Source organism: Pleomorphomonas carboxyditropha, from assembly GCF_002770725.1.
GTDB classification, from domain to species: Bacteria; Pseudomonadota; Alphaproteobacteria; order Rhizobiales; family Pleomorphomonadaceae; genus Pleomorphomonas; species Pleomorphomonas carboxyditropha.
The window spans coordinates 341,041-365,309 of sequence record NZ_NQVN01000002.1; the positions used below are offsets into that span (position 1 = coordinate 341,041).

Annotated in this window: 21 protein-coding genes and 1 riboswitch; of the genes, 10 read left to right on the top strand and 11 right to left on the bottom strand. The window is 66.6% G+C overall.

Translation table 11 applies throughout. The features are described from left to right. The first annotated feature begins 12 nt into the window (after positions 1 to 12). The 5 genes from rpe to CJ014_RS06060 all read left to right on the top strand — a co-directional run bounded on the left by rpe (position 13) and on the right by CJ014_RS06060 (position 5,773). Positions 13 to 687, top strand: a complete 675-nt coding sequence (gene rpe, locus CJ014_RS06040; RefSeq protein WP_100079629.1) for a ribulose-phosphate 3-epimerase — start codon at positions 13 to 15, stop codon at positions 685 to 687. Positions 688 to 903: 216 nt separating this feature from the next. After that, positions 904 to 1,911, top strand: coding sequence for a sugar ABC transporter substrate-binding protein (locus tag CJ014_RS06045; protein ID WP_207765681.1), 1,008 nt, complete (start codon positions 904 to 906; stop codon positions 1,909 to 1,911). A gap of 195 nt (positions 1,912 to 2,106) precedes the next feature. Then, positions 2,107 to 3,249, top strand: a complete 1,143-nt coding sequence (locus CJ014_RS06050) for an ABC transporter permease (protein ID WP_100079630.1) — start codon at positions 2,107 to 2,109, stop codon at positions 3,247 to 3,249. A gap of 11 nt (positions 3,250 to 3,260) precedes the next feature. Continuing rightward, positions 3,261 to 4,784, top strand: coding sequence for a sugar ABC transporter ATP-binding protein (locus CJ014_RS06055; protein WP_100079631.1), 1,524 nt, complete (start codon positions 3,261 to 3,263; stop codon positions 4,782 to 4,784). Continuing rightward, on the top strand, positions 4,781 to 5,773 hold the full coding sequence (locus CJ014_RS06060; RefSeq protein WP_100079632.1) for an ABC transporter permease: 993 nt from the start codon (positions 4,781 to 4,783) through the stop codon (positions 5,771 to 5,773). Before CJ014_RS06055 ends, CJ014_RS06060 begins: the two co-directional genes overlap by 4 nt. Before the next feature lie 196 nt (positions 5,774 to 5,969). Here CJ014_RS06060 and CJ014_RS06065 read toward each other — a convergent pair whose 3' ends face one another. Next, the gene (locus CJ014_RS06065) at positions 5,970 to 6,998 is read right to left on the bottom strand and encodes an ABC transporter substrate-binding protein (protein ID WP_100079633.1); all 1,029 of its coding nucleotides are present in this window, start codon (positions 6,996 to 6,998) and stop codon (positions 5,970 to 5,972) included. Positions 6,999 to 7,304: 306 nt separating this feature from the next. Further along, positions 7,305 to 7,411, top strand: a riboswitch (TPP riboswitch). A 141-nt stretch (positions 7,412 to 7,552) separates the two neighbouring features. Between CJ014_RS06065 and thiS the strand changes: the two genes are divergently transcribed. From thiS to CJ014_RS06085, 4 genes are read left to right on the top strand one after another with little or no spacing between them, the layout of a single operon-like run. Continuing rightward, entirely contained in the window at positions 7,553 to 7,747 is a 195-nt protein-coding gene (gene thiS, locus CJ014_RS06070) for a sulfur carrier protein ThiS (protein ID WP_165790764.1), read from the top strand. Positions 7,748 to 7,801: 54 nt separating this feature from the next. Next, the gene (locus tag CJ014_RS06075) at positions 7,802 to 8,617 is read left to right on the top strand and encodes a thiazole synthase (RefSeq protein ID WP_100079635.1); all 816 of its coding nucleotides are present in this window, start codon (positions 7,802 to 7,804) and stop codon (positions 8,615 to 8,617) included. A gap of 11 nt (positions 8,618 to 8,628) precedes the next feature. Beyond that, positions 8,629 to 9,780, top strand: coding sequence for a 2-iminoacetate synthase ThiH (thiH, locus tag CJ014_RS06080; protein ID WP_100079636.1), 1,152 nt, complete (start codon positions 8,629 to 8,631; stop codon positions 9,778 to 9,780). A gap of 15 nt (positions 9,781 to 9,795) precedes the next feature. After that, positions 9,796 to 10,599 carry a HesA/MoeB/ThiF family protein gene (locus CJ014_RS06085; protein ID WP_100079637.1) on the top strand — a complete coding sequence of 268 codons (804 nt, stop codon included), beginning with the start codon at positions 9,796 to 9,798 and terminating at the stop codon, positions 10,597 to 10,599. 17 nt (positions 10,600 to 10,616) lie between these two features. Here CJ014_RS06085 and CJ014_RS06090 read toward each other — a convergent pair whose 3' ends face one another. From CJ014_RS06090 to betC, 7 genes are all read right to left on the bottom strand, one after another. Then, a complete protein-coding gene (locus CJ014_RS06090; RefSeq protein WP_100079638.1) occupies positions 10,617 to 11,291 on the bottom strand; it encodes a B3/B4 domain-containing protein in 675 nt (224 codons plus the stop codon). A 176-nt stretch (positions 11,292 to 11,467) separates the two neighbouring features. Further along, positions 11,468 to 12,850: a nitrogenase component 1 gene (locus CJ014_RS06095; protein WP_100079639.1), complete on the bottom strand. Its 1,383-nt coding sequence runs from the start codon at positions 12,848 to 12,850 to the stop codon at positions 11,468 to 11,470. Positions 12,851 to 12,863: 13 nt separating this feature from the next. After that, positions 12,864 to 14,402 carry a nitrogenase component 1 gene (locus CJ014_RS06100; RefSeq protein ID WP_100079640.1) on the bottom strand — a complete coding sequence of 513 codons (1,539 nt, stop codon included), beginning with the start codon at positions 14,400 to 14,402 and terminating at the stop codon, positions 12,864 to 12,866. A gap of 11 nt (positions 14,403 to 14,413) precedes the next feature. Continuing rightward, positions 14,414 to 15,478, bottom strand: coding sequence for a nitrogenase iron protein (gene nifH / locus CJ014_RS06105; RefSeq protein WP_342588524.1), 1,065 nt, complete (start codon positions 15,476 to 15,478; stop codon positions 14,414 to 14,416). A gap of 236 nt (positions 15,479 to 15,714) precedes the next feature. After that, positions 15,715 to 16,731 (bottom strand): ABC transporter substrate-binding protein, encoded by a 1,017-nt coding sequence (locus CJ014_RS06110; protein WP_100079642.1) that lies wholly within the window; start codon positions 16,729 to 16,731, stop codon positions 15,715 to 15,717. A 17-nt stretch (positions 16,732 to 16,748) separates the two neighbouring features. Next, on the bottom strand, positions 16,749 to 18,797 hold the full coding sequence (locus CJ014_RS06115; RefSeq protein ID WP_100079643.1) for an ATP-binding cassette domain-containing protein: 2,049 nt from the start codon (positions 18,795 to 18,797) through the stop codon (positions 16,749 to 16,751). 167 nt (positions 18,798 to 18,964) lie between these two features. Further along, complete coding sequence (betC, locus tag CJ014_RS06120; RefSeq protein ID WP_245427158.1) at positions 18,965 to 20,434, bottom strand: choline-sulfatase; 1,470 nt, start codon at positions 20,432 to 20,434, stop codon at positions 18,965 to 18,967. Positions 20,435 to 20,593: 159 nt separating this feature from the next. Here betC and CJ014_RS06125 point away from each other — a divergent pair, with 159 nt between their 5' ends. Beyond that, positions 20,594 to 21,484, top strand: a complete 891-nt coding sequence (locus CJ014_RS06125) for a LysR substrate-binding domain-containing protein (RefSeq protein WP_100079645.1) — start codon at positions 20,594 to 20,596, stop codon at positions 21,482 to 21,484. 135 nt (positions 21,485 to 21,619) lie between these two features. On the opposite strand, the gene CJ014_RS06130 is transcribed toward CJ014_RS06125, so the two are convergent. Genes CJ014_RS06130 through CJ014_RS06140 form a run of 3 tightly spaced genes read right to left on the bottom strand, consistent with a single transcriptional unit; the run spans position 21,620 to position 24,263 of the window. Then, positions 21,620 to 22,381, bottom strand: coding sequence for an SDR family NAD(P)-dependent oxidoreductase (locus tag CJ014_RS06130; RefSeq protein ID WP_100079646.1), 762 nt, complete (start codon positions 22,379 to 22,381; stop codon positions 21,620 to 21,622). 7 nt (positions 22,382 to 22,388) lie between these two features. Beyond that, entirely contained in the window at positions 22,389 to 23,273 is an 885-nt protein-coding gene (locus tag CJ014_RS06135; RefSeq protein ID WP_100079647.1) for an SMP-30/gluconolactonase/LRE family protein, read from the bottom strand. Positions 23,274 to 23,285: 12 nt separating this feature from the next. Then, positions 23,286 to 24,263 carry an aliphatic sulfonate ABC transporter substrate-binding protein gene (locus CJ014_RS06140; RefSeq protein WP_100079648.1) on the bottom strand — a complete coding sequence of 326 codons (978 nt, stop codon included), beginning with the start codon at positions 24,261 to 24,263 and terminating at the stop codon, positions 23,286 to 23,288. Positions 24,264 to 24,269 lie beyond the last annotated feature (6 nt).

Below are 24,269 nucleotides of genomic sequence, written 5' to 3' on the forward strand. Positions count from 1 at the left end.
GAGGATCCGATCATGCCGGCCGCTCTGCCGCTCCGCATCGCGCCTTCGCTTCTGTCCGCCGACTTCGCCGCTCTCGGCGAGGAGGTTCGGGCCATCGACGCCGCTGGCGCCGACCTCATCCACATCGATGTGATGGACGCCCATTTCGTGCCGGGACTGACCTTCGGCCCGCAGACGGTAGCCGCCCTGCGCGGACACACGCGAAAGCCGTTCGACGTGCATCTGATGGTCGACGAGCCGCATCGCCTCGTCGACCCCTTTGTCCGCGCCGGCGCCGATATCGTCACCGTGCACGCCGAGGCGGGGCCGCACCTTCATCGCGCCATCGCCACCATCAAGGCGCTCGGTCGCCGTGCCGGCGTGGCGCTCAATCCGGGCACGCCGGCCGGCGCCATCGAGGCGGTGATCGGCGATATCGACGTCGTCCTCGTGCTGATGGTCGATCCGGGCCTGCCGGCACAGACGCTGCTCCGGTCCCAGCTCGAGAAGGTGCGGGCGCTGAGAGACATCCTCGATGCCAAGGACGGTCGCGGCGTCGAGGTCGAAGTCGACGGCGGCATCAACCCCGAAACCGGCAGGCTGGCGGTCGAGGCCGGCGCCAACCTCCTCGTCGCGGGGACGGCGGCCTTTGCCGGCGGACGGAAGGCCTACCGGTCGAACCTTTCGGAGCTGCGGCGGGCTGCCTAGCTCCGGGAAACTTCATATTTTCAATATGAAAAACAAAAATCGAAAATCTTCAGCTACCAGGCTGGAGGTGGAGGGGGTATTTTGTCCGACAAGTCGCTGAAAAAATGTGAAAAATCCCGAGATTTTGGCCTTGCGTCGATATATGATTAGCGGCATTATCGCCGCGTAGTTTTCAAAATTCAAATCGAATAGAGAAAACAACCAAAGGAGGAGCCCGTGAAACTCGCTACCAACCTGCTGCTTTCAGCCTGTCTCGTGGTGCCGATGGCCTTCGCCAGTTCGGCTTACGCCGCGGACAAGAAGCTCACCATCGCCTTTTCCTTCCAGGACCTCGAAACGGAGTTCTGGGTCGCCGGACATCAGGCCATCACGTCGACGCTGGAGGAGCGCGGCTTCAACGTGATCGAGAAGAATGCCAGCGAGGACGCCAACAAGCAGCTCGAGCAGGTCAAGAGCGTCATCGCCCAGGGCGTTGACGGTATCATCATCATCCCGAAGGACGGCGAACTGGCCGTGACCATCGGCAAGCTCGCCAACCAGGCCGGCATTCCCTACGGCGTGTTCAACCGCCCGCCGTCCAGCAAGGACGCCAAGGCGCTGGTCGCCGTCGCCGACAATCGCAAGATCTCCGCCGAGGCCGCCGGCTTCATGGCCGAGCAGGCCAAGAAACTCGGCCGCAAGGTCACCCCGGCCATTCTGGTCGGCGACCTTGGCGATCCCAACGCGGTCGAGCGCCGCCAGGGCTTCCTCGACGCGATCGAGGCCAATCCGGACCTTTGGACCGGCGCACCGATCGAGATCCCGACCAAGTGGGACGCCAATACCGCGCTCGCCAACCTGCAGAGCGCCCTCCAGGCCAATCCGGATATCGACTTCCTGTTCGTCAGCTCGGACTTCCTGTTCCCGGTGGTGAAGTCGGTGCTGGCGCCGCTCGGCAAGTGGGAGAAGTCGGGCAGCGACAACCACGTCATTCTCGGCGGCGTCGACGGCGACAAGACCGCCTGCAAGCTCCTGGGGGACGGCTATCTCGACGCCACTGGCGTGCAAGACGTCTACAACGAGGCGGACCTGGTGCTCGATGCCATCACCGAGGCGGTGAAGGCCGGCGAGAAGACCCCCGAGAAGTGGATGCTGGACCCCGGCTTCGCCCTGACGCTCGGCAACTACGACGCCAAGAAGGACGACATGTGGGGCTGCAAGCTCCTCGCCCAGAAGGGCAAGTGACGCGCCCTTTCCGGCTGGCCAAGATGGGACGACCCCGTCCGATGCGGGCGGGGTCTCCCCTTCGGCTGCCGATCGCGAGCCGGGCTGCCGCATGACCGGATTCGGCCGGCGCCGGCAGCCTTCGACGGAAACCAGGAGCATTCCGGCGCCGGCGCAATCACGTCGTCCCATCCCGGACAAAGGTTCAAATACGCCATGGAAACGCAAGAGACCAACCAGGTGTCGGGCAGCTACAGGACTGGCGGAAATCGTCTCTCGCACGCTTTCGGGCGTATGTTCCTCCCCAGGCGAGACACCATATCCATCGGTTCGCTGGCCAAGAACGCCCTGCTGTCCGAATACTTCGTTCTCTACCTCAGCATCGCCTACATGATCGTCCTCTGGCCGATCATCCCCTGGATGTTCGGCGCGCAGAACGTTTCCGACATCCTGTCGAACATGTGGCCGCTGCTGATCATCGCCATCGGCCAGACCTTTGTATTGATCACCGCCGGCATCGACCTGTCGCAGACGTCGGTCATGGCGCTCACCAGCGTCGTCGGCGCCATGCTGATGGTCGGCCACGTCGATCCGCTGTTGTTCTCCAAGAGCCCGGTCTGGGGCATTCTGCTGACCGAGGAGGGCGGCCTCCTTTCGGGCTACAGCCTCAGCTTTATCTTCGCCATCGTCGCCATGCTGGCGATCGGCGCCCTGGTCGGCCTGTTCAACGGCATTGCCGTCGCCGTGTTCCGCATGCCGGCCTTCATCGTCACGCTGGTGTCGATGATGTTCTTCAGCGCCATCGCCGTCTACCTGCCCAAATCGGAGAACATCCAGGGCCTGCCGGAGGCCTATACCTCGATCTCCTCGGGATCGCTGCTCGGCATTCCCTATCCGCTACTGCTCGCCGTGGCCGTCGGCGTCGCCGCGCATATCCTCTTGTCGCGGACGCTCTACGGCCGCCGCCTCTATGCCATCGGCATCAATCCCACGGCGTCGGCAATCTCCGGTATTCCCACCAAGCGCATCGTCGTCCTCGCCTATGTGATCTCGGCGCTGTGCGCGACGCTGGGCGCCGTCCTCTATTCGTCGCGCCTCGAAATGGGCCGGCCGACGCTCGGCGACATGCAGTTCATCGACATTGTCGGCGCCAACGTCATCGCCGGCGTCAGCCTGGCCGGCGGCAAGGGCAAGATCACCTGGACGCTGTTCGGCGTGTTCTTCTTCGTCCTGCTTGCCAATTCGCTCAATCTCCTGAACCTGCCCTTCTACATGATCGACATCGTCAAGGGCGCGGTGATCCTGGCGGCGGCGCTGCTCGACGTGGCGCGCAACCGGGCCGCCATCCAGAGCCGCTGAGGACACGGGTCATGACCAACACGCTCTTTTCCTTCAGCGGCATCTGCAAGGCCTTCTTCGGCGTACAAGTGCTCGACGGCATCGACCTCGAACTCCATTCCGGCCGCGTGCTCGGCCTCATCGGCGAGAACGGTGCCGGCAAGTCGACGCTGATGAACGTCATGGGCGGCGTACTGCGTCCGGAACGCGGCACCATGCGCATGGAGGGCCGGCTCTACGAGCCGAAGGGGCCGGCCGACGCCTCGGCGTCCGGCATCGGCTTCATCCACCAGGAACTCAACCTCTTCACCAACCTGACCATCGCCGAGAACATCTTTATCGAGGACTTCCCGCGTCTCGGCTGGCTGCCGTTCATCCATCACCGGCGCATGGCCGACCGGGCGCGGGAGCTGCTGGCCGACATCGGTCTCGCCGCATCACCGTGGACCCCGGTCGAGCGCCTGTCGCCCGGCGAGCGCCAGTTGGTCGAGATCGCCAAGGTCCTCGCCTCCGACGCCCGCATCATCCTGTTCGACGAGCCGACGACGTCGCTGACCGCCAAGGAGACGGCGGTGCTGTTCGACGTCATCCGCCGCCTCAAGGCGCGGGGTGTCGCCATCGTCTACATCTCGCACATCCTGAGCGACGTGGTGGCGCTCTCCGACGATATCGCCGTATTGCGCGACGGCGCGCTGGTCGCCACCGGCCGGGTCGAAGATTTCCCGATCCCGCGCATGATCTCCTCGATGGTCGGCCGCGACGTGAAAAGCATCTTCCCGCCGCCGCCGCAGTCGGTGCGCGAGGCAGCGATCCTCGAGGTGCGCGGCCTGTCGCAGCCGGGCGTCGCCCGCAACATCGACCTCGCGGTCCATTCCGGCGAGATCGTCGGCATGTTCGGGCTGATGGGGGCGGGGCGCACCGAGCTGGTGCGCATGATCTACGGCCTCGACCCCTATGCCGAGGGCGGGGTGACGATCGCCGGCAAGCCGCTCCCCGGCGGCGATCCCGCCGCCTCGATCGTCGGCGGCCTCGCCTTCGTCACCGAGAACCGGCGCGAGGAGGGCCTGTTGATGAGCATGCCGATCGCCGAGAACATCGGCCTGGTGGCCCTGCCGGGCTATGCCCGACCCTACAGCGGCATCATCGACCAGAAGCGCCTCTACGACGCGGCGACCGGCATCGCCACCGATCTCCGCATCAAGGCGGCGTCCTACCTCAGGCAGAGCGCCAAGAGCCTCTCGGGCGGCAACCAGCAAAAGGTGGTGATCGGCAAATGGCTGATGGCGCGGCCGAAAGTGCTGATCGTCGACGAGCCGACGCGCGGCATCGACGTCGGCGCCAAGTTCGAGGTCTACACCATCCTCGGCAATCTCGCCGAGGCCGGTTCGGGCATCCTGTTCATCTCGAGCGAGCTTGAGGAGCTGATGGGCGTGGCGCACCGGATCGTCGTCATGAACCGCGGCGAAATCGTCGGGTCCTTCCAGCGTTCGGAATTCGACCGGGAGCGCATCATGGCCGCTGCCTTCCGCCAGAGCACAGAGGAGACAGCGGCATGAATACCCTCCAGGTCTGGGTGGTGCGCACCCTTTTGAAGAATACGACCATCATCCTGTTCCTGCTGCTGTTCGTCGGGTTCGGCTTGCTGGCGCCCAACTTCCTTAGTCTGAGGAACCTGGAGATCATCATCTCCAACGCCTCCTACATCGGCATCATCGCCGTCGGCATGACATTCGTCCTGTTGACCGGCGGCATCGACCTGTCGGTGGGATCGGTGATGTACGTGTCGGCGGTGGTGGTCGGCCTGCTGATCGAGAACTACGACTTCTCCATCGCCGCCGCGTTGATGGTCGGCTTCCTGGCCGGCCTGGCCTTCGGCCTGTTCAACGCGGTGGTGATCACCTTGCTCGGCATTCCGCCGTTCATCGCCACGCTGGTGACGATGATCGCCGGCCGCGGCGTCGGCCTGCTGCTCACCCGCTCGGCGGCGGTGGACTTTCCGGATGAGCTGACGATGCTCTCTGCCGTCCGGGTGTTCGGCATCCAGCTCAATATCTTCATCTTCGCGCTGGTGGTGCTGGCGGCGACGGTCTTCCTGATGCTCACCGCCTCCGGACGACGGCTCTACGCTGTCGGCAACGATCCAGAGGCCGCCCGCAAGGCCGGCATCAACGCGACGGCTCTCATTGCCATGACCTACGTGATCAGCGGCGGCTGCGCGGCGCTGGCCGGCTTCGTGTCGATCTCCCAGCTCGGCCGCGTCAACGCCGGCTTCGGCATGGGCGATGAGTTCGACGCCATTGCCGCGGCAGTGCTGGGCGGCGCCAGCCTGTTCGGCGGCGTTGGTACCGCCTTCCCCGGCACGGTGCTCGGCACCATCATGATCCAAATGGTTCAGGCCGGTCTGGTATTCATACGCGTCGATCTGTACATCCAGCCGATCGTCATGGGCGGGATCATCTTCTTTGCCGTCTTTCTCGACTCCTTCCGGCGCGTTCAGCTCAAGAAACTGGAACGGCGCAACATCATGAGGCTCTCCGATTCCTGAGGAAAGCTCTCGTCGATACGACACCGAATGGCAAGACGTCTCCAGCGAACGGACGTTTCTTCCGGACGCGGTTCTGATGATGGAGATCGGTGATCGCTATCGTTTTGAGCCGCCGCGTTGCCTCGCGCGGGCGAGGCAACGCATGGAACTCAATGCCGGCCGGACCCCTGTTGCCGTGGAGTAGCCACACGGTCGCTCAGGCGAAAATATCGACTGTGATGCGGTTGGCGATCTCTTCCGGGTCGGTCGAGGAATCCGCGACGCCGGTCAGCTTGAGATCTTCGTAGCCGATCCGTACTTCGTCGCGCAGTTGCTTGCCGAACCAGTGGTCGTGATAGGTGAAGGAAGCCAGCACTTCCGTCAGGTCTTCCAGCGGCAAGCCGGGCTTCAGCGTGTCGAAATACCACTTGGCAACCTCGTCGGGGTGCTCCGCGGTATAGTGATGGATTTCGAGATTGGCGGCGGCGACGCGCCGGATGGCGTCCTTGTTGGCTTCGTAATAGTCTCCGTTGACGCCGAGCACACAGCAGACGCGGTCCTGGAACGTGCCCGACTGGGTATCCGCGATCTTCAGGAAGCCGTGCTGCTTCTGGTAGGAATAGGCCCATGGGTCCATGTGCGCGACGGCATCCGCCTCGCCCTTCAGCACGCCCTCGGCGACGAGATCGAACGGGAAGACCTTCCAGGTGACATCGGCGTCCGGATCGAGGCCGGCCTTGGCGAGCGCCACGGAAAAGGCGACGCGCGACGGCGACATCACGTCGAAGGTGCCGATCGTCTTGCCCTTGAGATCGGCGAGGGTCTTGATCCCCGCATCCGGTTTCACCAGCAGCCGCTGGCAGCCGCCATGCGATCCGGCGAACAGCTTGACGTTGAGGCCCTGCTCGATCGGCTTCAGCCAGTCGTAGAGCAGGCCCGGTCCGGCCTCCGCCTTGTGGGTGGCGAGCGCCTGGATCAGCGTCTGGCCGCTGGAGCCCTGATAGAAGAGCTCCACCTCCAGTCCGTGCTTTGCATAAAACCCCTTGTCGACGCCGAAGCCGACCGGAGCGTGGCAGGCGGCGACTTCCGTCCATTCCAGCTTGATCGGCGTCAGGTTGCCGGCGATCGCATATCTGCTCGGTTGCGTGGCGGCGATGCCGAAGGCGGCGACCGCCCCGGTAGCGCCCGCCGCCTTGATGAAGCCGCGCCGGGAAAGTCCGGCCGGCGGAAAAGCCCCCTGTTTCATGCTCGTCAAAGCTCCTTGAACTGGATGCGAGAGTCGGGCAGGAAACTAGCGTTATCGACATATTATAGATAGATTAAATAGACTAACGTTGACGAAAACCGGGAAAATCTCTTTCCGCGCCTTCGGGCAGACACGCGGCCGCTCCCTTCGCCTTGGAATACGTTGAAATACGGCCCCGTTTTCTTGAGCGTTTCCTGAATATTATTGGATCGCCTGCGGCTCTCCTCGCTTGGCCTCGCCACGACCCACGGGGTGGATCAGCAATTTATCTCGGTTGACGGGAGAGGCCGGCCTCGCCCACATTTGCCGATGTCCGAGGGGTGTCCCGTCAACCGGGGCTGAGATGGCATGTCGCCGAACCCTTTGAACCTGATCCGGGTCATGCCGGCGAAGGAACGGGATGCATAGATTTCAGTCCCCATTCTGCGCTCATCGCACCCGGATCTTCCCGCAAGAGAGGAGGGCCGGATGTCTCGTCCTGTTTCGTCCGCCCCCACCGCAGGCCCCGCCTGTGCCGGCGCTCCGGCATGGGCCCGGGCAGATGGAGATCGTTCATGCAGGTCAACGGTGAACAGGCGGATCTCGCCCGGCCCATGAGCCTTGGCGCGTTCCTGTCCGACATGGAGATCGGCGCGTCGCGCATCGTCGTCGAGCGAAACGGCGAGATCGTCGCCCGCGACAGCTACGACACGACCATGCTGTCGGCCGGCGACGTTCTGGAAATCCTCTATTTCGTCGGCGGCGGCTGACCACCCGCCCGGACATAGCCGGCGTTTCCCATCGTTTTCGCATCCGAGGTTGCCATGTCCAACATATCCAGTCCCGACCGCCCGGCATCGCCGCATCCGGCGGCAGCCGACGATCTCGTCATCGCCGGCAAAGCCTTCCGCTCCCGCTTCATCCTGGGATCGGGCAAGTTCTCGCTCGACCTGATGCGGGCGGTGATCGAAAACGCCGGCACCGAGATCGTCACGCTGGCGCTCCGGCGCGTGAGCGTCGGCGGCCCCGGCAATATCCTCGACCATATTCCGCCCGGCATCACGCTCCTGCCCAACACCTCGGGCGCCCGCACCGCCGACGAGGCGATCCGCATCGCCCGTCTCGGCCGCGAACTGACCGGCAGTCCCTTCGTCAAGATCGAGGTGGTGCCGGACGCCAGGTATCTGCTGCCGGACAATGGCGAGACCGTCCGGGCCATCGAGGTGCTGGCGCGCGAGGGCTTCGCCGCATTGCCCTACATGCATCCGGACCTCGTTGCCGCCCGGGCGATGCGCGAGGCCGGCGCGGCGGCGATCATGCCGCTGGCCGCGCCGATCGGCAGCAATCGCGGCCTGACCACGCGCGAATTCATCCGCATCCTGGTCGAGGAGATCGACCTGCCGATCATCGTCGACGCCGGCATCGGCCGGCCGTCGGAAGCCTGCGAGGCCATGGAGATGGGCGTCGCCGCCATCATGGCCAACACCGCCGTCGCCACCGCCGGCAACGTCGCCGTCATGGCCCGGGCCTTCGGCGCCGCCGTCGAGGCCGGCCGCCTTGCCTGGCGGGCCGGTCTTGGTCGCCGTCTCGACGCCGGCGCCGAGGCGTCGAGCCCGTTGACCGGTTTCCTGCGCGACTGACGGAGGCAACCATGAGTGCACACTTTGTCCACGCTCCCTACCAGGACGGCATGGAAGTCATCGACTCCGGCATCATGGGCCGGATCCTCGACGGAGTGGGGCGCTACGACCCCGCCGCTCCGACCGAGCGCGACGTCGCCCGGGCGCTCGGCGCCGACCGGCTGACGCTCGACGATTTCGCCGCCTTGCTGTCGCCGGCCGCCCGGCCGTTCCTCGAGGCGATGGCCGTCCGGGCGCGGGCCGAGCGGCGGCGGCATTTCGGCACCGCCGTGTCGCTGTTCACGCCGCTCTATCTGTCCAACCATTGCCGCAACCGTTGCGTCTATTGCGGCTTCAATGCCGCCAACAGGATCCGCCGGGCCCAGCTCGACCTCGACAGCATCGACCGCGAACTGGCCGCCATCGCCGCCACCGGCTTGCAGGACGTGCTGCTGCTCACCGGCGAAGCGCGGTCGATGTCGGGCGTCGCCTATATCGGCGAGGCGGTGAGGCTGGCCGCCCGCCGCTTCGCCCTGGTCGGCATCGAGGTCTATCCGCTCAACACCGACGAATACGCCTATCTCAACGCCTGCGGCGCCGACTACACCTGCGTGTTCCAGGAGACCTACGATCCGGTGCGCTATCTTGAGGTGCACGCGGCCGGCCCCAAGCGGGTCTACCCCTATCGCCTCGACGCCCAGGAGCGGGCGCTGAGGGGCGGCATGCGCTCGGTGGCGTTCGCCGCGCTGCTCGGCCTCGCCGACTTCCGCAAGGACGCCTTCGCCACCGGCCTGCACGCCCATCTCATCCAGCGCGCCTACCCGTGGGCGGAGATATCCTTCTCGCTGCCGCGCCTGCGGCCGCACGTCAGCAACGCCGCCGAGAATGCCGGCGACGTCCATGAGACCGAGCTCCTGCAGGTGATGCTGGCCTACCGGCTGTTCATGCCGCACGCGGCCATCACCATCTCCTCGCGCGAGCGGGCCGGCTTCCGCGACCATGCCGTCGATCTCTGCGCCACCAGGATGTCGGCCGGCGTCCGGGTCGACATCGGCGGCCACGGCGAAGCGGAAAAAGGCGACGGTCAGTTCGAGATCGCCGACGGCCGCGACGTCGGCGCCGTGCACGCGGCGATCGTCGGCCGCGGCCTGCAGCCGGTCTACCGCGATTACATCAGGACCTGACATGGGGAGCGCAAGATGGACTTCACGCCGGAAAGGCTGGAGCGTTACAGCCCCCACATCCTGCTGAACGAGGTGGGGGGCGCCGGCCAGCGCAAGCTGTTCGACGCCCGGGTGCTGGTGATCGGCGTGGGCGGCCTGGGCTCACCGGCGGCGCTCTATCTGGCGGCGGCCGGCATCGGCACGATCGGCCTCGTCGATGCCGACGTGGTCGATCTTTCCAACCTGCAACGCCAGATCATCCACGCCACGCCGGATGTCGGCCGCCCGAAGGTCGATTCGGCCGCCGACAGCATCGCCGCGCTCAATCCCGACGTCGTCGTCCGGCCGTACCGGCAGCATGTCGACGAGGACAACATCCGGTCGATCGTCCGCGACTACGATTTCGTCATCGACGGGACCGACAGCTTCGCCGCCAAGTTCCTGATCAACGACGCCTGCGTCGCCGAAGGCGTCGCCTTCTCCCATGGCGGCGTCGGCCGGTTTCGGGGCCAGACGATGACTGTCCTGCCCGGTCGCTCGGCCTGCTATCGCTGCGTCTTCGGGGCGCCGCCACCGGAGGGGGCGGTGCCGCCCTGTTCGCGCATGGGCATTCTCGGCGCCGTCGCCGGCATGCTCGGAACCATCCAGGCGGCCGAAGCGCTGAAATTCTTCACCGACACCGGCCAGTTGCTCGTCGATACCATGCTCACCTTCGACGCCCGGGACATGAAATTCCGCAAGGTGCCCGTCAAGGCCGACAGCCACTGCGCCGCCTGCGGTTGCCGCACGGCGAAAGCCGGCGCCCCGGAAGCCGGCGGAGGCGGGCCGGACGCGCGGTGATCTCCCCTGTTCCGGGTTCAGGGACGGTAAAGCGGCTCGACGGTTCCGCCGAAGAATCCCGACAGGACCGACAGCAGGCGGTCGTGTCCTTGCCGGACGAATTCCGGCGAGGTCCGGGCGTTGCCCTGCACGATGAGGAAGGCGCTCTTGGTGCCGGCGGTCACCTTGGTCTTTTCCACCTGCCGCACTTCGAGCCGGCAGATGACGTCGCCGGCATCGTCGACATAGGCGTATTCCCCCGGCCGCACCGCTTCCGGTTCGGGCGCGCCGATCGGATGGAAGTGCTCCGTGCCGTCGGTGAGGCGCAGCGACACGTCGCCCTCGACGTGGTCGAGATCGTGTGCGCCGAGCGCCAGGCGGGTTTCGATGGACACGGCGTTGTAGAGATCGACGAATGGCCCGATGCGCGGAATGTCGCCGCGTTTTTCCAGGTAGCGCAGCAGCGTTTCCGGCGCCGAATGCAATTTCCGGGTCGGGACGGAAAAGTCCAGGTGCAACTGATGGAACCCCCGGAGGACCGGATCGTCCGACACCGGGATTTTGGCGAGCGCGCCCCGCGCCCTGGCAACCGCCTTATCGACGTATGCCGTCACGGCGGCGGGATCGGCCCGCGAGATATCGAAGTCCTTGAGGAGGGAATAGGCGCCGATCAGCCCTTTCTCAGCAACGGCCGGGGCCAGATGAAACCGCATCGTCGATCAGGTCTTTCGTATGCCGCCCGAAAGGTCGGGAAGCCGGGTGAGAAAATGGAACCGTATCCGGAGCATGGATCGCAGCTTATTCGAGCCCGCCATGAATGCCAGTGCATCCAGCGGAATTTCGTGCCGCCGTATGCGGCCGCTCGCCACCCGAGCGGCCGCGGGCGCGTTCAGGCGCTGGCGCCGACGGTAGTCGTGTAGATCTTCTCGAGCAGCGTCAGCGCGCCGCGATAGCCGACGTAGGAGCGCGACAGCACCACCTCGTAGGAGGTGGGGAAGCCGACCTCGACGATGGCGCCTTTCAGTTCCTTGGCGAGATCGCGTTCCCAGGTGGTGCCGAAGATGATCGGCGCCTTGTGGCCGAAGTCCGTGGCGCGCAGCTTCTGATGGATCGTGTAGCTGTCTTCCTCGAACTCGACGTCGGTCGAGACGTCGTCGGCGATGTGCCGATAGTGCTCGACGATGCCGGCGCGGAATTCCTCCGGCGGATTGTCGGTGATGATCTGCTTGCCGGGGATCAGGCCCAGTTGGTTGACCAGGAAGTTGGTGAGGGCGAGGTTGTAGGTGGCGTCGCCCACCACGGCGAACTTGGCCGGCAGGCCCCACCAGTATTCGGCGTAGAAGTCGCTGAAATCCTCGAGATACTTGTAGTAGCGCGCCTCCTCCTCGGCGATGAACGCTTCCGCCCTGGCGCTCCGGCGTTTGCGGCCGGCAAAGGCGAGCACCTGCCGCAGGAAGGCCGTGGTGGCGTTGGCGCCGATCGGCAGCGCCGGCACGTGCAGGAACGGCTGACCGTATTTCGCTTCGAGATGGCGGGCGGTGGCGACGCCGAGCCACGGGCCGAGCACGATGTTGAAGGCAGCCTTCGGGATCGCCTTCCACTCGGAAATGCCCTTCGATTCCGGGCCGAACAGGATGTTGACCCTGAGACCGACGCCCTCCAGCACCCGCTTGATCTCGGTGAGGTCGCCGCGCCAGAAGGTGTTGTGATAGGGCAGCAGCGACCAGACGTTGACGAGGTCGGCGTCGCGCGTGCCCTCGTAGGGACCGACATGCTGGTCGATGATCGCCCGCGTCACCAGTTCGTGGCCGGTGAAGTTGTTGCCGCGGAAGCCGCCGGTCTCGGCGTAGACGATCGGCACGCCGCGCTTCTGGTAGGGCGACACCACCCCGCCGATGTCGTCGCCGACCAGGTCGGAGATGCAGCCGGTCAGCACCACGAACAGATCGGCGTCGAGGATCTTCAGCGCGGCATCGATCAATTCGTCGAGCCGCTCGCCGCCGCCGAAGATCACCTCGCGCTCGGAGGCGTTGGTGCTCGGGATGACGGCGCCGCCGCCGTAGCCGCCGCCCTGGAAGCCATTGTAGAAGCTGAGGTTCATGAACTGCTTGTCGGTGCAGCCCGGCCCGCAGTGGGTGATGGGAATGGCCCGCGGGATGGCCGCCACGGTCTGCTGGGCGCCGATGGCGCAGCCGTAGCGGATCTGCTCGATGGAATTGGTCTTGGCGGGGGCGGCCGCCGGCTTGATGGAGGCGTGGTCGATCAGGGTCATGGGAGCGCTCCGTTCACTCGGCGGCCCGGGAGGGCTGGGAAGCCCGGGCCAGCAGGAAGGGATCGCTCTGTTCGAGCCACCACTTCTTGTAGGGCAGCTTGACGCGCCCGGCGAGGTCCTGGTGGAACTTCTTGTGGGCCAGCACGTCGAGGATAGATTCGCCGAGATTGAGGATGCCCTGGTAGCCGACGGTGTGATGCTCGTCGCCGAGCGGGATGGCGGGAATGCCGAGGCGCGAGGCGAGCGGGGCGAGGCCGTTGTGGCGAATGATGATGAAGTCCGGCTTCACCTGCTGCAGCAGCGCGTAGAACTGATACTGCTGGCGATTGCCGACCGTGAACTGCGGCACGTCGCCGTAATTGTCGATCAGGTGGCTGAGCGAATCCTGGCGCGGGTCCTGGCTGTCGTAGACGGGGTCGTGGTGGAAGACCAGCGAGCCGTCGACCTCGACGCCGAGCTCGCGCAGCACGGCGATGAGGCCGTGCGAATAGGCCGAGCCGGTCGACACGTAGCCCTTCTTGCCCTTGAGCAGTTCCTTGAGTTCGGCCAGGCGCGGCTGAACGCGCTCGTGCTCGCGGGCGATATAGGCCTCGGCCCGTTCCTCGCGGTGGGTGACGCGGGCGATCTCGCGCAGCCAGGCGTCGGTGCCGGCGAAGCCGTAGGGCTGCGGCGCCTTGATCTCCGGCACGCCGAACTCCTGTTCGAGCCCGGCCGCCAGGTAGGACGACAGCGTGTAGCAGAAGCCGACGGTGGCCGCCGCCTCCGACATCTTCGCCAGATCCTCGACCGAGGCGAGATCGACGACGTAGTTCACCTTGAGGCCCAGTTCGCCGAGGATGGGCGAGAACACGTCGGAACCCCAGAGGTTGATGACGTTGACGAGCTCCTCGTCCTTTTTCGCTGGGTTCTTGCGGACGATCTGCCGGAGAATGCCGTGCTGGGTGGCGTCGAAGCCGGTCGACCAGTGCTTGGACTTGAACCCCTCGCAATGCAGCGGGACCACCGGGATGCCCAGTTCCTTCTCGAGATGGCCGGCCGCGCTTTCGACGTCGTCGCCGATGATGCCGGTGGCACAGGAGGTGGCGATGAAGATCGCCTCGGGGTGGTGGCGCTCGAAGGCGTCGCGGATCGACTGTTCCAGCTTGGCGATGCCGCCGAACACCATGTCGCGCTCGGTGAGGTTGGTGCTGATGAGGTGCAGGTTCTCGACCGGCAGGCCGCGGGCCGCCAGGCCGTTGCGGTAGATCGAATTGTAGATCACCTGTCCGGTGCCGCAGCCGATCGGCGAATGCTGGACCAGCACGGCGTTGCGGACGTTGCCGGCCTGGCACTCGACCATCTGCTCGGAGCAGACCGAGCCTTGCGTGAACGGACCCTTCAGCTCGCACACCCGCCGCGCCTTGCGGCCGTCGCTTCCGCCGCAGCCGTCGCAGCCGCCGCGGGCGTAGGCCGATTCCCGGGCGAGGTCCGAAGCCCTGCCATGCCAGCCGATGATGGTGCCGAGCCGCTGCTCGCGGCTTTCGACCACCGCCGTCTTGAGGTTGATCGCCATCGTTTTTCTCCTCAAGCCACCTGGATGGCGCGTTCGCGCTGGTTCTCGGCCTCGATCAGCCGATCCGCCCAACTGGCCGACCATTCGCGCAGTTCCTGCTGGCCGAGCGGCGTCGGCACCTTCGACTGGGTGTGCTCGGCGATACGGGTGGCCAGGCGCCGGTAGATGCTGGCCTGCTCGGACTTGGGAGCGGCCTCGATGGTGGTGCGGCCGGACAGTTCGGCCTGGGTGACGGTCACCGAGCGCGGCACGTATTCGACCACCTGCGTCGCCGTGCGGCCGACGAAGTCGTCGATGATCTCGTGGTGGAAATCGGTGTTGATCGAGTTGGCGATGACGCCGCCGAGCAGGGCGCCGCCCTTGTTGGAATAGGTCTGGATGCCGCGGAACAGATTGTTGGCGGCGTAGATCGCCATGAAATCCGAGGAGGAGATGGTGAAGACGTGCTCGGCGATGCCCTCGCGCACCGGCACGGCGAAGCCGCCGCACACCACGTCGCCGAGCACGTCGAAGATCACGAAGTCGAGGTCGAGCTCCTCGAAGATGTCCTGCTGCTTGAGCAACTGGACGGCGGAGATGATGCCGCGGCCGGCGCAGCCGACGCCCGGCTGCGGACCGCCGGCCTCGACGCAGTAGATGCCGCCGAAGCCCTTGAAGATGGCGTCGTGGGCGTCGACCGAGCTGTTGGCGTGCAGGAGGTCGAGCACGGTGGGGATATAGTCGCCGCCGCGAAGCGTATTGGTGCTGTCGGCTTTGGGGTCGCAGCCGAACTGCATCACCTTGTAGCCGGCTTCCGCGAGGGCCGCCGAGATGTTGGAGGTGGTCGTCGACTTGCCGATGCCACCCTTGCCGTAGATGGCGATCTGTTTGGTTTTCTTGGCCATGTGTGCTTCCTTCAGACAAAGACGAGCCGATGCCGCTCCACGCGCGGAGCGGCGGTTTGGTCGGATCCCGAATAGGTTCGGCGCCGTCGCCCCGCCGGTGCGGCCGGGGCCGACAAACCAGGCTTTCAGCGATAAGTACTTTATATTACTGTAAATATACTTATCTATTTCCCGGGCTGTTACTGACGACAACTGCCTGGACTTTAGGGGAGTGCGGCGCGAAGGTGAATATAAAATACTAAATTGATATTCTATTATTGCCCGTCAATCCGTTGGTTGCGCCTATGAGTGGCGCGGTTGGGGCAATGTCGTTTCATCGCACGGCAATCGCCGGTCCTCGGGGCGCGAAGGCCGACCCATGCGGAAAGGTCGCGATGGCGGGACCATCGCGACCTTGTCGGGAAAGAGCGGCTGATCGGCGGTGTCTGTCAGAGGCCGGCGACCCAGGCGTCGACCGTCGGCTTGTTGGCCTCCACCCAGGCCTTGGCGGCGGCGGCCGGCTCGACCTTGTTCTGATCGATCTCGCGGATCAGGCTGTTGAGTGCCGCCGGATCGATTTTCACGTTGGTGAGGAAGGCGGCGATCCTGGGCGCGTCCGTCTCGAGATGCTTGGCGTGCAGCACGTAGACCTGCGCATCGGGGAAGGCGGAGGTGATCGAGCTCTTGTTCAGCCAGTCCGGATCCTCGGTCGGGCTGACGAACTTCCACTTGCCGTTCGGGTTATACTGCGGATCGTCCTTCTTGTTGTCCTGGGCGTAGCCGTCGAAGGCCGGTTCCTCCAGGCGGCGGAGATCGTAGGCGGCGAAGATCCAGTCGGGCGTATAGCCGTAGAACAGCACGCCGGTCTTGGCCTTGAAGGCGGCGTCGATCTTGGCGTAGGTGGCGGCCGCCTCGGTGGAGACGATGTCGAAATTGGGCGCGAAGCCGTAATCCTTGGCCTTCACCTCGCTGATATAGGTCGATTCCCAGCCGGCCGGGCCGACCAGGAATTCCGGCTTGCCGCCGCCGGGCGCCGCGAACAGCGCGGCGACCTCCGGCTTGACGAGGTCGTCGACCGATTTGACGCCGTGTTCGTCGGCAATATAGGCGGGAACGTAGAAGCCCTGCTCGGCGGTGTAGGGCGATGTGTTGGGGATCAGCGTCTCGGTGCCGCCCGGCGCCACGAACTTCGCCCAGGCGGTCGCCTGGTTGGGCAGCCAGATATCCGGCAGGACGTCGACCGAGCCGTCGTTCTTGGCGGCGCCGGCGAACAGCACCGGCAGGTCGGCGGCGAGGAAGCTCACCTCGCCGTCGAGCCGGCCGCGGATCACCTCGGCGAGCACGTGCTGGATGGCGATGGCGCCGGTCCAGTTCTGCTCGCCGATCACCACCTTCTCGGCGGCGGCCGATGGACCGGCGAAGGACGCGACGAGCGTCAGGCCGGCGAGGATCGATTTCAGGCTCATCAACAACTCCTGTTTGCTTACGGATGCGGGTGCGGGCCGGACGGATCGCCCCAGCGGCGCATGGCGCCCTGGATGATGCGGTCGGGGACGAGGGCGCAGAAGACGATGGCGAGGCCGGCGAGCAGGCCGGCGCCGCTCTGGATGTTGCGGAGCGCGGTGACCACGTCGTAGCCGAGGCCGCCGGCGCCGATCATCGCGGCGATCACCACCATGGAAAGGCTCATGACGATGGTCTGGTTGACGCCGAGCAGCAGCGAGCGGGCGGCCAGCGGCAGTTCGACCTTGACAAGCGTCTGCAGCGGCGTTGCGCCGTGGGCGACCGCCGCCTCGACGGCCGAGCGCGGCACCTCGGTGATGCCGAGCGCCGTCAGGCGGATCATCGGCGGCAGCGAGAAGACGATGGTGGCGACGACGGCCGGCGTCTTGCCGACCGAGAAGAAGGCGACGGCCGGGATGAGGTAGACGAAGCTCGGCAGCGTCTGCATGACGTCGAGCAGCGGCGACAGCACGTGGCGCGTCAGCCGGCTTCTGGCCATCAGCACGCCGACCGGAACGCCGACGATCACGGTGAGCGCCACCGCGGCGCCGACCAGCGACACGGTGGCGATGGTCGGCGGCCAGTAGCCGAACAGCACCAGATAGGCGACGGCGACGACGGTGAGGGCGAACACCGCCCGGCCGGCGAACTGTCCGGCGGCATAGACCAGCGCCAGCGCCGGCACCGGCCAGGGCAGCCAGCCGAGCAACGCCTCGCTGGCGTCGATGGTCGAGCGGACGGCGGCCACCACCCCAGCGAACACCGGCGCCAGCGCCACCTGGGTGGCGGCGACGGCGGCGTCGAGATAGCCGCCCGCCCAGAGCGCCCGCGACCGGTCGGCGAGCGGCAGGCCGAAGTCGCCCGCGATCAGCGATCCGTGCGCCCGCGCGAGGACGATGGCGTCGATGGCATAGAGAAGCAGTGCCGCAAGGATCGGTCCGCGCCGCCGGTATTCGGCTCCGCCGGCCGGCACGAGGCTCCACAGCCCGCGCGAGAGGAGGATCGCGGCGGCGGCGAGCGCCGCGCCGACCGGCCAGCCGTTGCCGAGGCTGGCGCCGAGCGCGGCGGCGAGCAGCGCCTCGATCGGCAGGCCGGCCCAGAACAGCGCCGGACGGCCGGCGGCGAAGCGGGCCGGTCCTATTGCAACGGCTGCAAGGCGGGATCGGCCGGATGCCGCCGGCTCGGCGGCCGTATCCTCTTCGGTGACGGCGGCCGGCTGCCTTGTCGCCGGTGCGTCGGCATCGACGGCCCCGCCGAAGAAATCGGCGACGCCGGCGTCGGCGGGGTGCGCGACGATCTCCTCGGGCGTCGCCACCTGCACGATGACGCCGTCGCGCAGCACGGCGATGCGGTCGGCCATGGCCAGCGCCTCGGCCGGATCGTGGGTGACCAGCAGGGTGGTGATGCCGTTCCGCCGCACCAGCTCGGTCACCTGCTGGCGCAGATCGCGGCGGATGGTCGGGTCGAGGGCGCCGAAGGGCTCGTCCATCAGCAGGATGTCGGGGCGGCCGACCAGCGCCCGCGCGAGACCGACCCGCTGGCGCATGCCGCCGGACAACTGGCTGGGATGCTTGTCCGCCGCCTCGGCAAGGCCGACCCGTTCGAGCTGGAGGCGCGCCGCCGCCGACCGCTCGGCCGGCGGAACCTGCCTGAGCTCCAGCGGCAGCTCGACGTTTTCGAGCGCGGTGCGATGCGGCAACAGGCCGAAGTCCTGGAACACCATGCCGACCGTCTGCGCTCTCAGACCGCGCAGGGCGGCCGGATCGAGCTTGGCGAGGTCGCGGCCGTGCACGCGGATGGCGCCGCTCGACGGCGCGATCAGCCGGTTGACGAGGCGCAGCAGCGTCGACTTGCCGCTGCCCGAAGTGCCCATCAGGCAGAAGATTTCGCCGACGCGGATCTCGAGATCGATGCCGGTCAGCACAGGATTGGTTTCGTCTCCACCGAAATACTTGTGGACGCCGATGAACGCGATGGCCGCATCACCGGAGTTGTTCGCCTGGATTTCCTGGGGTCGAAGATGCATCATCGGCGATCACGTCTTTCGGCTATGCCTTGCGGAAATACGAAAAATGGACCTTCCCATTCCGGTAAAGATGCCAATTCCATATTTAGTCTATTGTTTTTCTTTTTGACTGGCAGGCAAAAACACACATAATCCGGGCCAATTCCGGAACCGCTTTCCACGGCGGCCGGTCAGCGCGGGAAGCGGCTCCGCGCCTCCAGGACATTGAGGTCGAGATGGTTGCGCATGAAGCGCTCCGACGCCTCGGTCCGGGGCTGGAAGTCCCAGGCGTGATAGGCGCCCTTGCGCAGCGCCGCATAGACGGCCTGCCGCCGCCGCTGGCTGGTCCGCACCTCGCGGTCGAAGCGGTCGAGATCCCAGGTGGCGGCGACCTCGGCCGAGAGCTCGGCGAGGATGGCGGCGGCGGCCGGGTCGCCGGCCCGATTGTCGAGCTCCTGCGGATCGGCTTCGAGGTCGTACAGCAGCGGCGGATCGGATGCCGAGACGGCGAGCTTCCAGCGCCCCTTGCGGATGCCGACCATCGGCGCCACCGTCGTCTCGCCGGCATATTCCATCAGCACCGACGGATGATCGTCCGGCGTCACATCGCCGAGCAGCGACCGGCCCGGCCCGATGTCGGCCTCCGGCGCGCCGGCGAGCGCGGCGAGCGTCGGCGCCACGTCGACGAGCGATACCGGCGTATCGATCCGGCCGGCGCCGAGGCCCGGCGCGGCGATCATCAGCGGCACGCGCGCCGATCCCTCGAAGAAGGACATCTTGAACCACAGGCCGCGCTCGCCGAGCATGTCGCCGTGGTCGGCGGTGAACACGATGGCGGTGTTGTCCGCAAGGCCGCAGCTCTCCAGCACGTCGAGGAGGGAGCCGATCTGTTCGTCGATATAGGAGATATTGGCGAAATAGGCCTGCCGCGCCCGCCGCACCGTCGCCTGGTCGATGGCGTAGCTGTCGCTGTCGCAGGCGGCGCGGATGCGCCGCGAGTGGACGTCGAGCGCCTCGTCGTCGATCGGCGGCACCGTCGGGTCGAGCGCCGGGCTGTCCTGATAGAGATCGAAGAAGCGCTTCCGGGCGACGTAGGGGTCGTGCGGATGGGTGAAGGAGACGGTGAGGCACCAGGGCCGGTCGTCCGGCCGGCGGGCGAGGTCGTAGAGGCGGGCGCGGGCCTGGAAGGCGACCTCGTCGTCGTATTCGAGCTGGTTGGTGATCTCGGCGGTGCCGGCGGCGGTCACCGAGGCGAGGTTGTGATACCACCAGTCGATGCGCTCCTCCGGCTTCTCGTAGTCCGGCGTCCAGCCGAAATCGGCCGGGTAGATGTCGGTGGTCAGCCGCTCCTCGAAGCCGTGCAACTGATCGGGGCCGACGAAGTGCATCTTGCCGGAGAGGACGGTGCGGTAGCCGGCGCCGCGCAGCCGGTGGGCGAAGGTCGGGATGTCCGAGCGGAACTCGGCGGCGTTGTCGTAGACGCCGGTTTCCGACGGCAGAAGACCGGTCATGAACGAGGCGCGCGACGGCGCGCAGAGCGGGCTTGCCGTATAGCAGTTCGAGAAGCGGCGCGCGCGGCGCGACAGCGCCGCAAGGCGCGGCGTCCTGAGGAAATCGGCCGGCCCGTCGGGGAAGAACACGCCGCTCAACTGGTCGACCATCAGGACCAGGATGTTGGGTTGCTTCGCCGTAGCATCGGACACGGGTGCCGTCCTCTCCTTGAGAAATTTCCTGCCGCCTGGGCGCTCGAAATAGCAACAGCATGGTTTTTCAGCCCGGCTGAAGAGGGATAATTTCGATGCCAGCGATAAGGGGACTTTATGGCTTCTCCCTCTCCCGATCTCGGCAGTTTCAGGGTTTTCGAGGCGGTCGGAAGGTTGAAAAATCTTACCCGCGCCGCGCAGGAACTTGGAATGTCGCAGCCGGCCGTCAGCTATCAGATAAATCGCCTCGAGGAGTGCCTGGGCACGGCGCTGTTCGCCCGCCGCTCGCGCGGCGTCGACCTGCTCGACGATGGCGAGGCCTTGCTCGAGGCGGTGCAGGCGGCGATCGGCGCCATCGACGAGGCGGTGGACGGCATCCGGCGCGGCCGCCGGCCGCGGACGCTGTCGGTCGCCACCGACTACGCCCTTGCCGCCTTCCGCCTGATGCCGACCGTCGCCGCCTTCCGCGACCGCCATCCGGATGTCGACCTCAGGATCGCCGCCTCGTCCCTGCTGCCGCCGGCCGGCGAGACCGGCCCCGATCTCGGCATCCAATTCGGCCGGCGCGAGGATTTTCCCGACGACGCGACGCTGTTCGAGGCCGAGGAGGTGCTGCCGGTCTGCTCGCCCGGCTGGCTCGATCGCCATGGCCCGATTGTGCATCCGGCCGACCTTGCCGAGGCCGATCTGTTGCATCTCGAGACCAGCCAGGACCACCGCTGGTTCACCTGGGAGAGCTGGCTCCGGGCGGCCGGCGCCGACCTGCCGTTCGGCCGACGCGGCGGCATCGTCCTCAACACCTACACGATGGTGATCGAGGCGGCGATGGCCGGCCAGGGCGTGGCGCTCGGCTGGCGCGGCCTGATCGATCGCTCGCTCGCCAGCGGCGATCTGGTGCCGGCCACGCCGGTGAGCCTCAGGAGCGACAAGGGCTATTTCCTGACGTTCCGGCGTGGCCTCGACGCCGGGACGCTGGCGTTGGCCCGCGACCTCACCGCCATGATGTGACGCACGCCGCTCATACCAAGATGCATTAAAATGCCTCTTGGTATTCCGCTTGCCGATTTCTCATGCCCTTGCTGCACATGAGAAATCGGCAATGGCTTCAATGAGCGGATGCGTCAGCATCTCCGCGAATTGGTATCAGTTCTGGGTGAGGCCGGCGTCGACCATGAAATTGGCGCCGGTGCAGCCGGCGCTCTCGTCCGAGCCGAGGAACAGGGCAAGCCGGGCGACGTGGGTCGGGTTCAGGCGGAACTTCAGCGCCTGCAGCTCGACGAAGCGCCGGCCGTCGTTGGCCGAGAACCAGCGTTTCTGCCGCTCGGTTTCGACGGCGCCCGGCACGATGCAGTTGACGCGGATGCCCGCCGGCCCGAGGTCGCGGGCGAGCGTCCGGGTGAGACCGTTGATCGCCGCCTTGGCGGTGGTGTAGCCGACCATCGCCGGATTGCCGCGCATCCACGATACCGAACCCATCATGATCACCGAGCCCCGGCCCTTCGCGCGCATGCCGGCGGCCACCGCCTGCGTCGCGAAGAACTGGTGGTCGAGATTGATCGCCAGCGCCTCGCGCCAGCCGTCCGGCTCGACGCCCTCCATGGAATGGCGATCGTCGCGACCGGCGTTGTTGACGAGGACGTCGACGGCGCCGAGCCGCTCCTCCACGCCGGCGATGGCACCGCGCAGGGCGGCGATGTCGGTGACGTCGCAGCGGATGAACATGGCGCCGGTCGCCGCGGCCGTCGCCTGGCCGGCCGGCTCGTCGATGTCGAGGAAGGCGACCGTCGCCCCCTGGCTGCCAAAGGCGGTGACTATCGCCTCGCCGATGCCCGAGGCGCCGCCGGTGACCAGCACCTTGCGGCCTTCGAGCGAACGGTAGCGGACGGTATCGAAGGGAGAGGGCATGGCGGATTCAGCCCGGCGGATGGAACAGCGGCCTGGCAAGGCCGGCGACGTCGACGCGCATGGCGAACAGTGCGCCGGACAGCGGGTATTCGGCAAGCTCGGCTTCCGGCCGGCCGGCGCGGGCGCTGGTGCAATAGAGCGTCCGCAGGTCGCGGCCGCCGAAGGCGACCATGGTCGGGCAGCGCGCCGGCACCGGGTATTCGGCGATGAGGCGGCCGTCGGGCGCGTAGCGCTGCACCCGGCCGCCCTCGTAGAGCGCCGTCCAGTAGCAGCCGTCGGCGTCGATGGCGCCGCCGTCGGGGCGGCCGCGGTCGGTCTCGCTGCCGAAGCGGGCGAACACTCGGCGGTTGGTCGCCTCGCCGGTCGCCGGATCGTAGTCGCGGACGTAGAGGACGTGGCGGAAGGTATCGGAATGATAGAGCCGCCGGCCGTCCGGCGAGAAGGCGGTGCCGTTGGAGGTGATCAATCCGCCGTCGATCCGGACGAGACCGCGCTCGTCGAACCGGTAGAGACCGGCGTCTCCCCACTCGCGCGTCTCGTCGAGCGTGCCGACGATAAAACGGCCGGCCGGATCGACGGCGCCGTCGTTGAAGCGGCTGGTCCGCTGGTCCTCGGGGTTGTCGGCGAGCTTGCGGACGGCATGCCCGTCCCCGTCCAGCAGCCAGATGCCGGACCGCAGGCCGGCGACGAGGCCGCCGTCGTCCGAAAGGCCGATGCAGCCGACCTCCTCGGGCAGTTGGGTGGACGCATGCTCGGAGGAGGCAGGGTCGAAACGGTGGATGCGCCGGCCCTTGATGTCGACGAAGCGCAGCACCTCCTCGGCGACCGACCAGAGCGGACTTTCGCCGAGGGCGCATTGCGCGTCGAGCGCAAGCTCGAAGCCGGCCGCCATCTCCGTCCCCGCTCAGGCGCTGGTGAACAGGTCGGCGGTGTAGTATTCGGCCGGCGGCAGCGGCTTTTCCAGCTTGCCGAACTCGACGAAGATCTTGTTGAAGTCGTCGAGCCAGCCGTTGACCGTGCCGTCCTTGGTCAGCGCATCGAGCTCCTGGCTGGTCAAGAGCTTGCGGCTGTGGGCGACGTTGGCGGTGGCGGCGGCCGGCGCGTTGAGGAAGGCGGTGGTCAGCTCGATCGACCGTTCGAGATTGGCCGCCCGGTAGTCGATCGCCTTCTTGATGACGCGCAGGAAGGTCTTCACCACCTCGGGGTTGCTCTCGACGATCTCGTTGCGGGCGACGAAGGCGTTGATGAACGAGTGGGCCGGATAGAAGTCCTGGCTCGCCGCCAGCTCCTTCAGGTCGGGAACGTGCTGCTTGATCGCGTCGATCAGCGGATACCAGATGCCGGCCGCGTCGATCTGCTTCGAGGTGAAGGCGGTGACGATGACCGACGGATCGAGCGGCACGACGCTGATGTCGTCGATCGACAGGCCGGCCTTGGCCAGGGCGAGGCGCAGGATCATGTCGCCGGACGTGCCTTGGGGAACGCCCACCTTCTTGCCCTTGAGATCGGCGATCGAGCCGAAGCCCGCCTGGGCGATCACCCGGTCGGAGAAGCCGATATCGTTGACGCCGATCACCTTGGCCTTGCCGCTGGCCGGCAGCCACAGGGCGCCCGGCCCGATGGTGCCGAAGTTGAGGCTGCCGGCGCCCATCGCCTGGATCTGCAGCGGGCCGTTGGTGAACACCTTCAGCGACGGCGTGACGCCTTCGGCCTCCCAGTATTTCTGGTCCTCGGCGATCGCCAGCACCGAGGCATTGGGGAAGTCGGCGATATAGCCGATGGTCAGCTCGCCGGACTGGGCGAAGGCCTGCCGCCCGAGCGGCAGCGCGGAAACCGCGGCCAGCGCCGCGGCCGTCTTGAAGAGGTGTCGTCTCGTCAGCATGGTCCA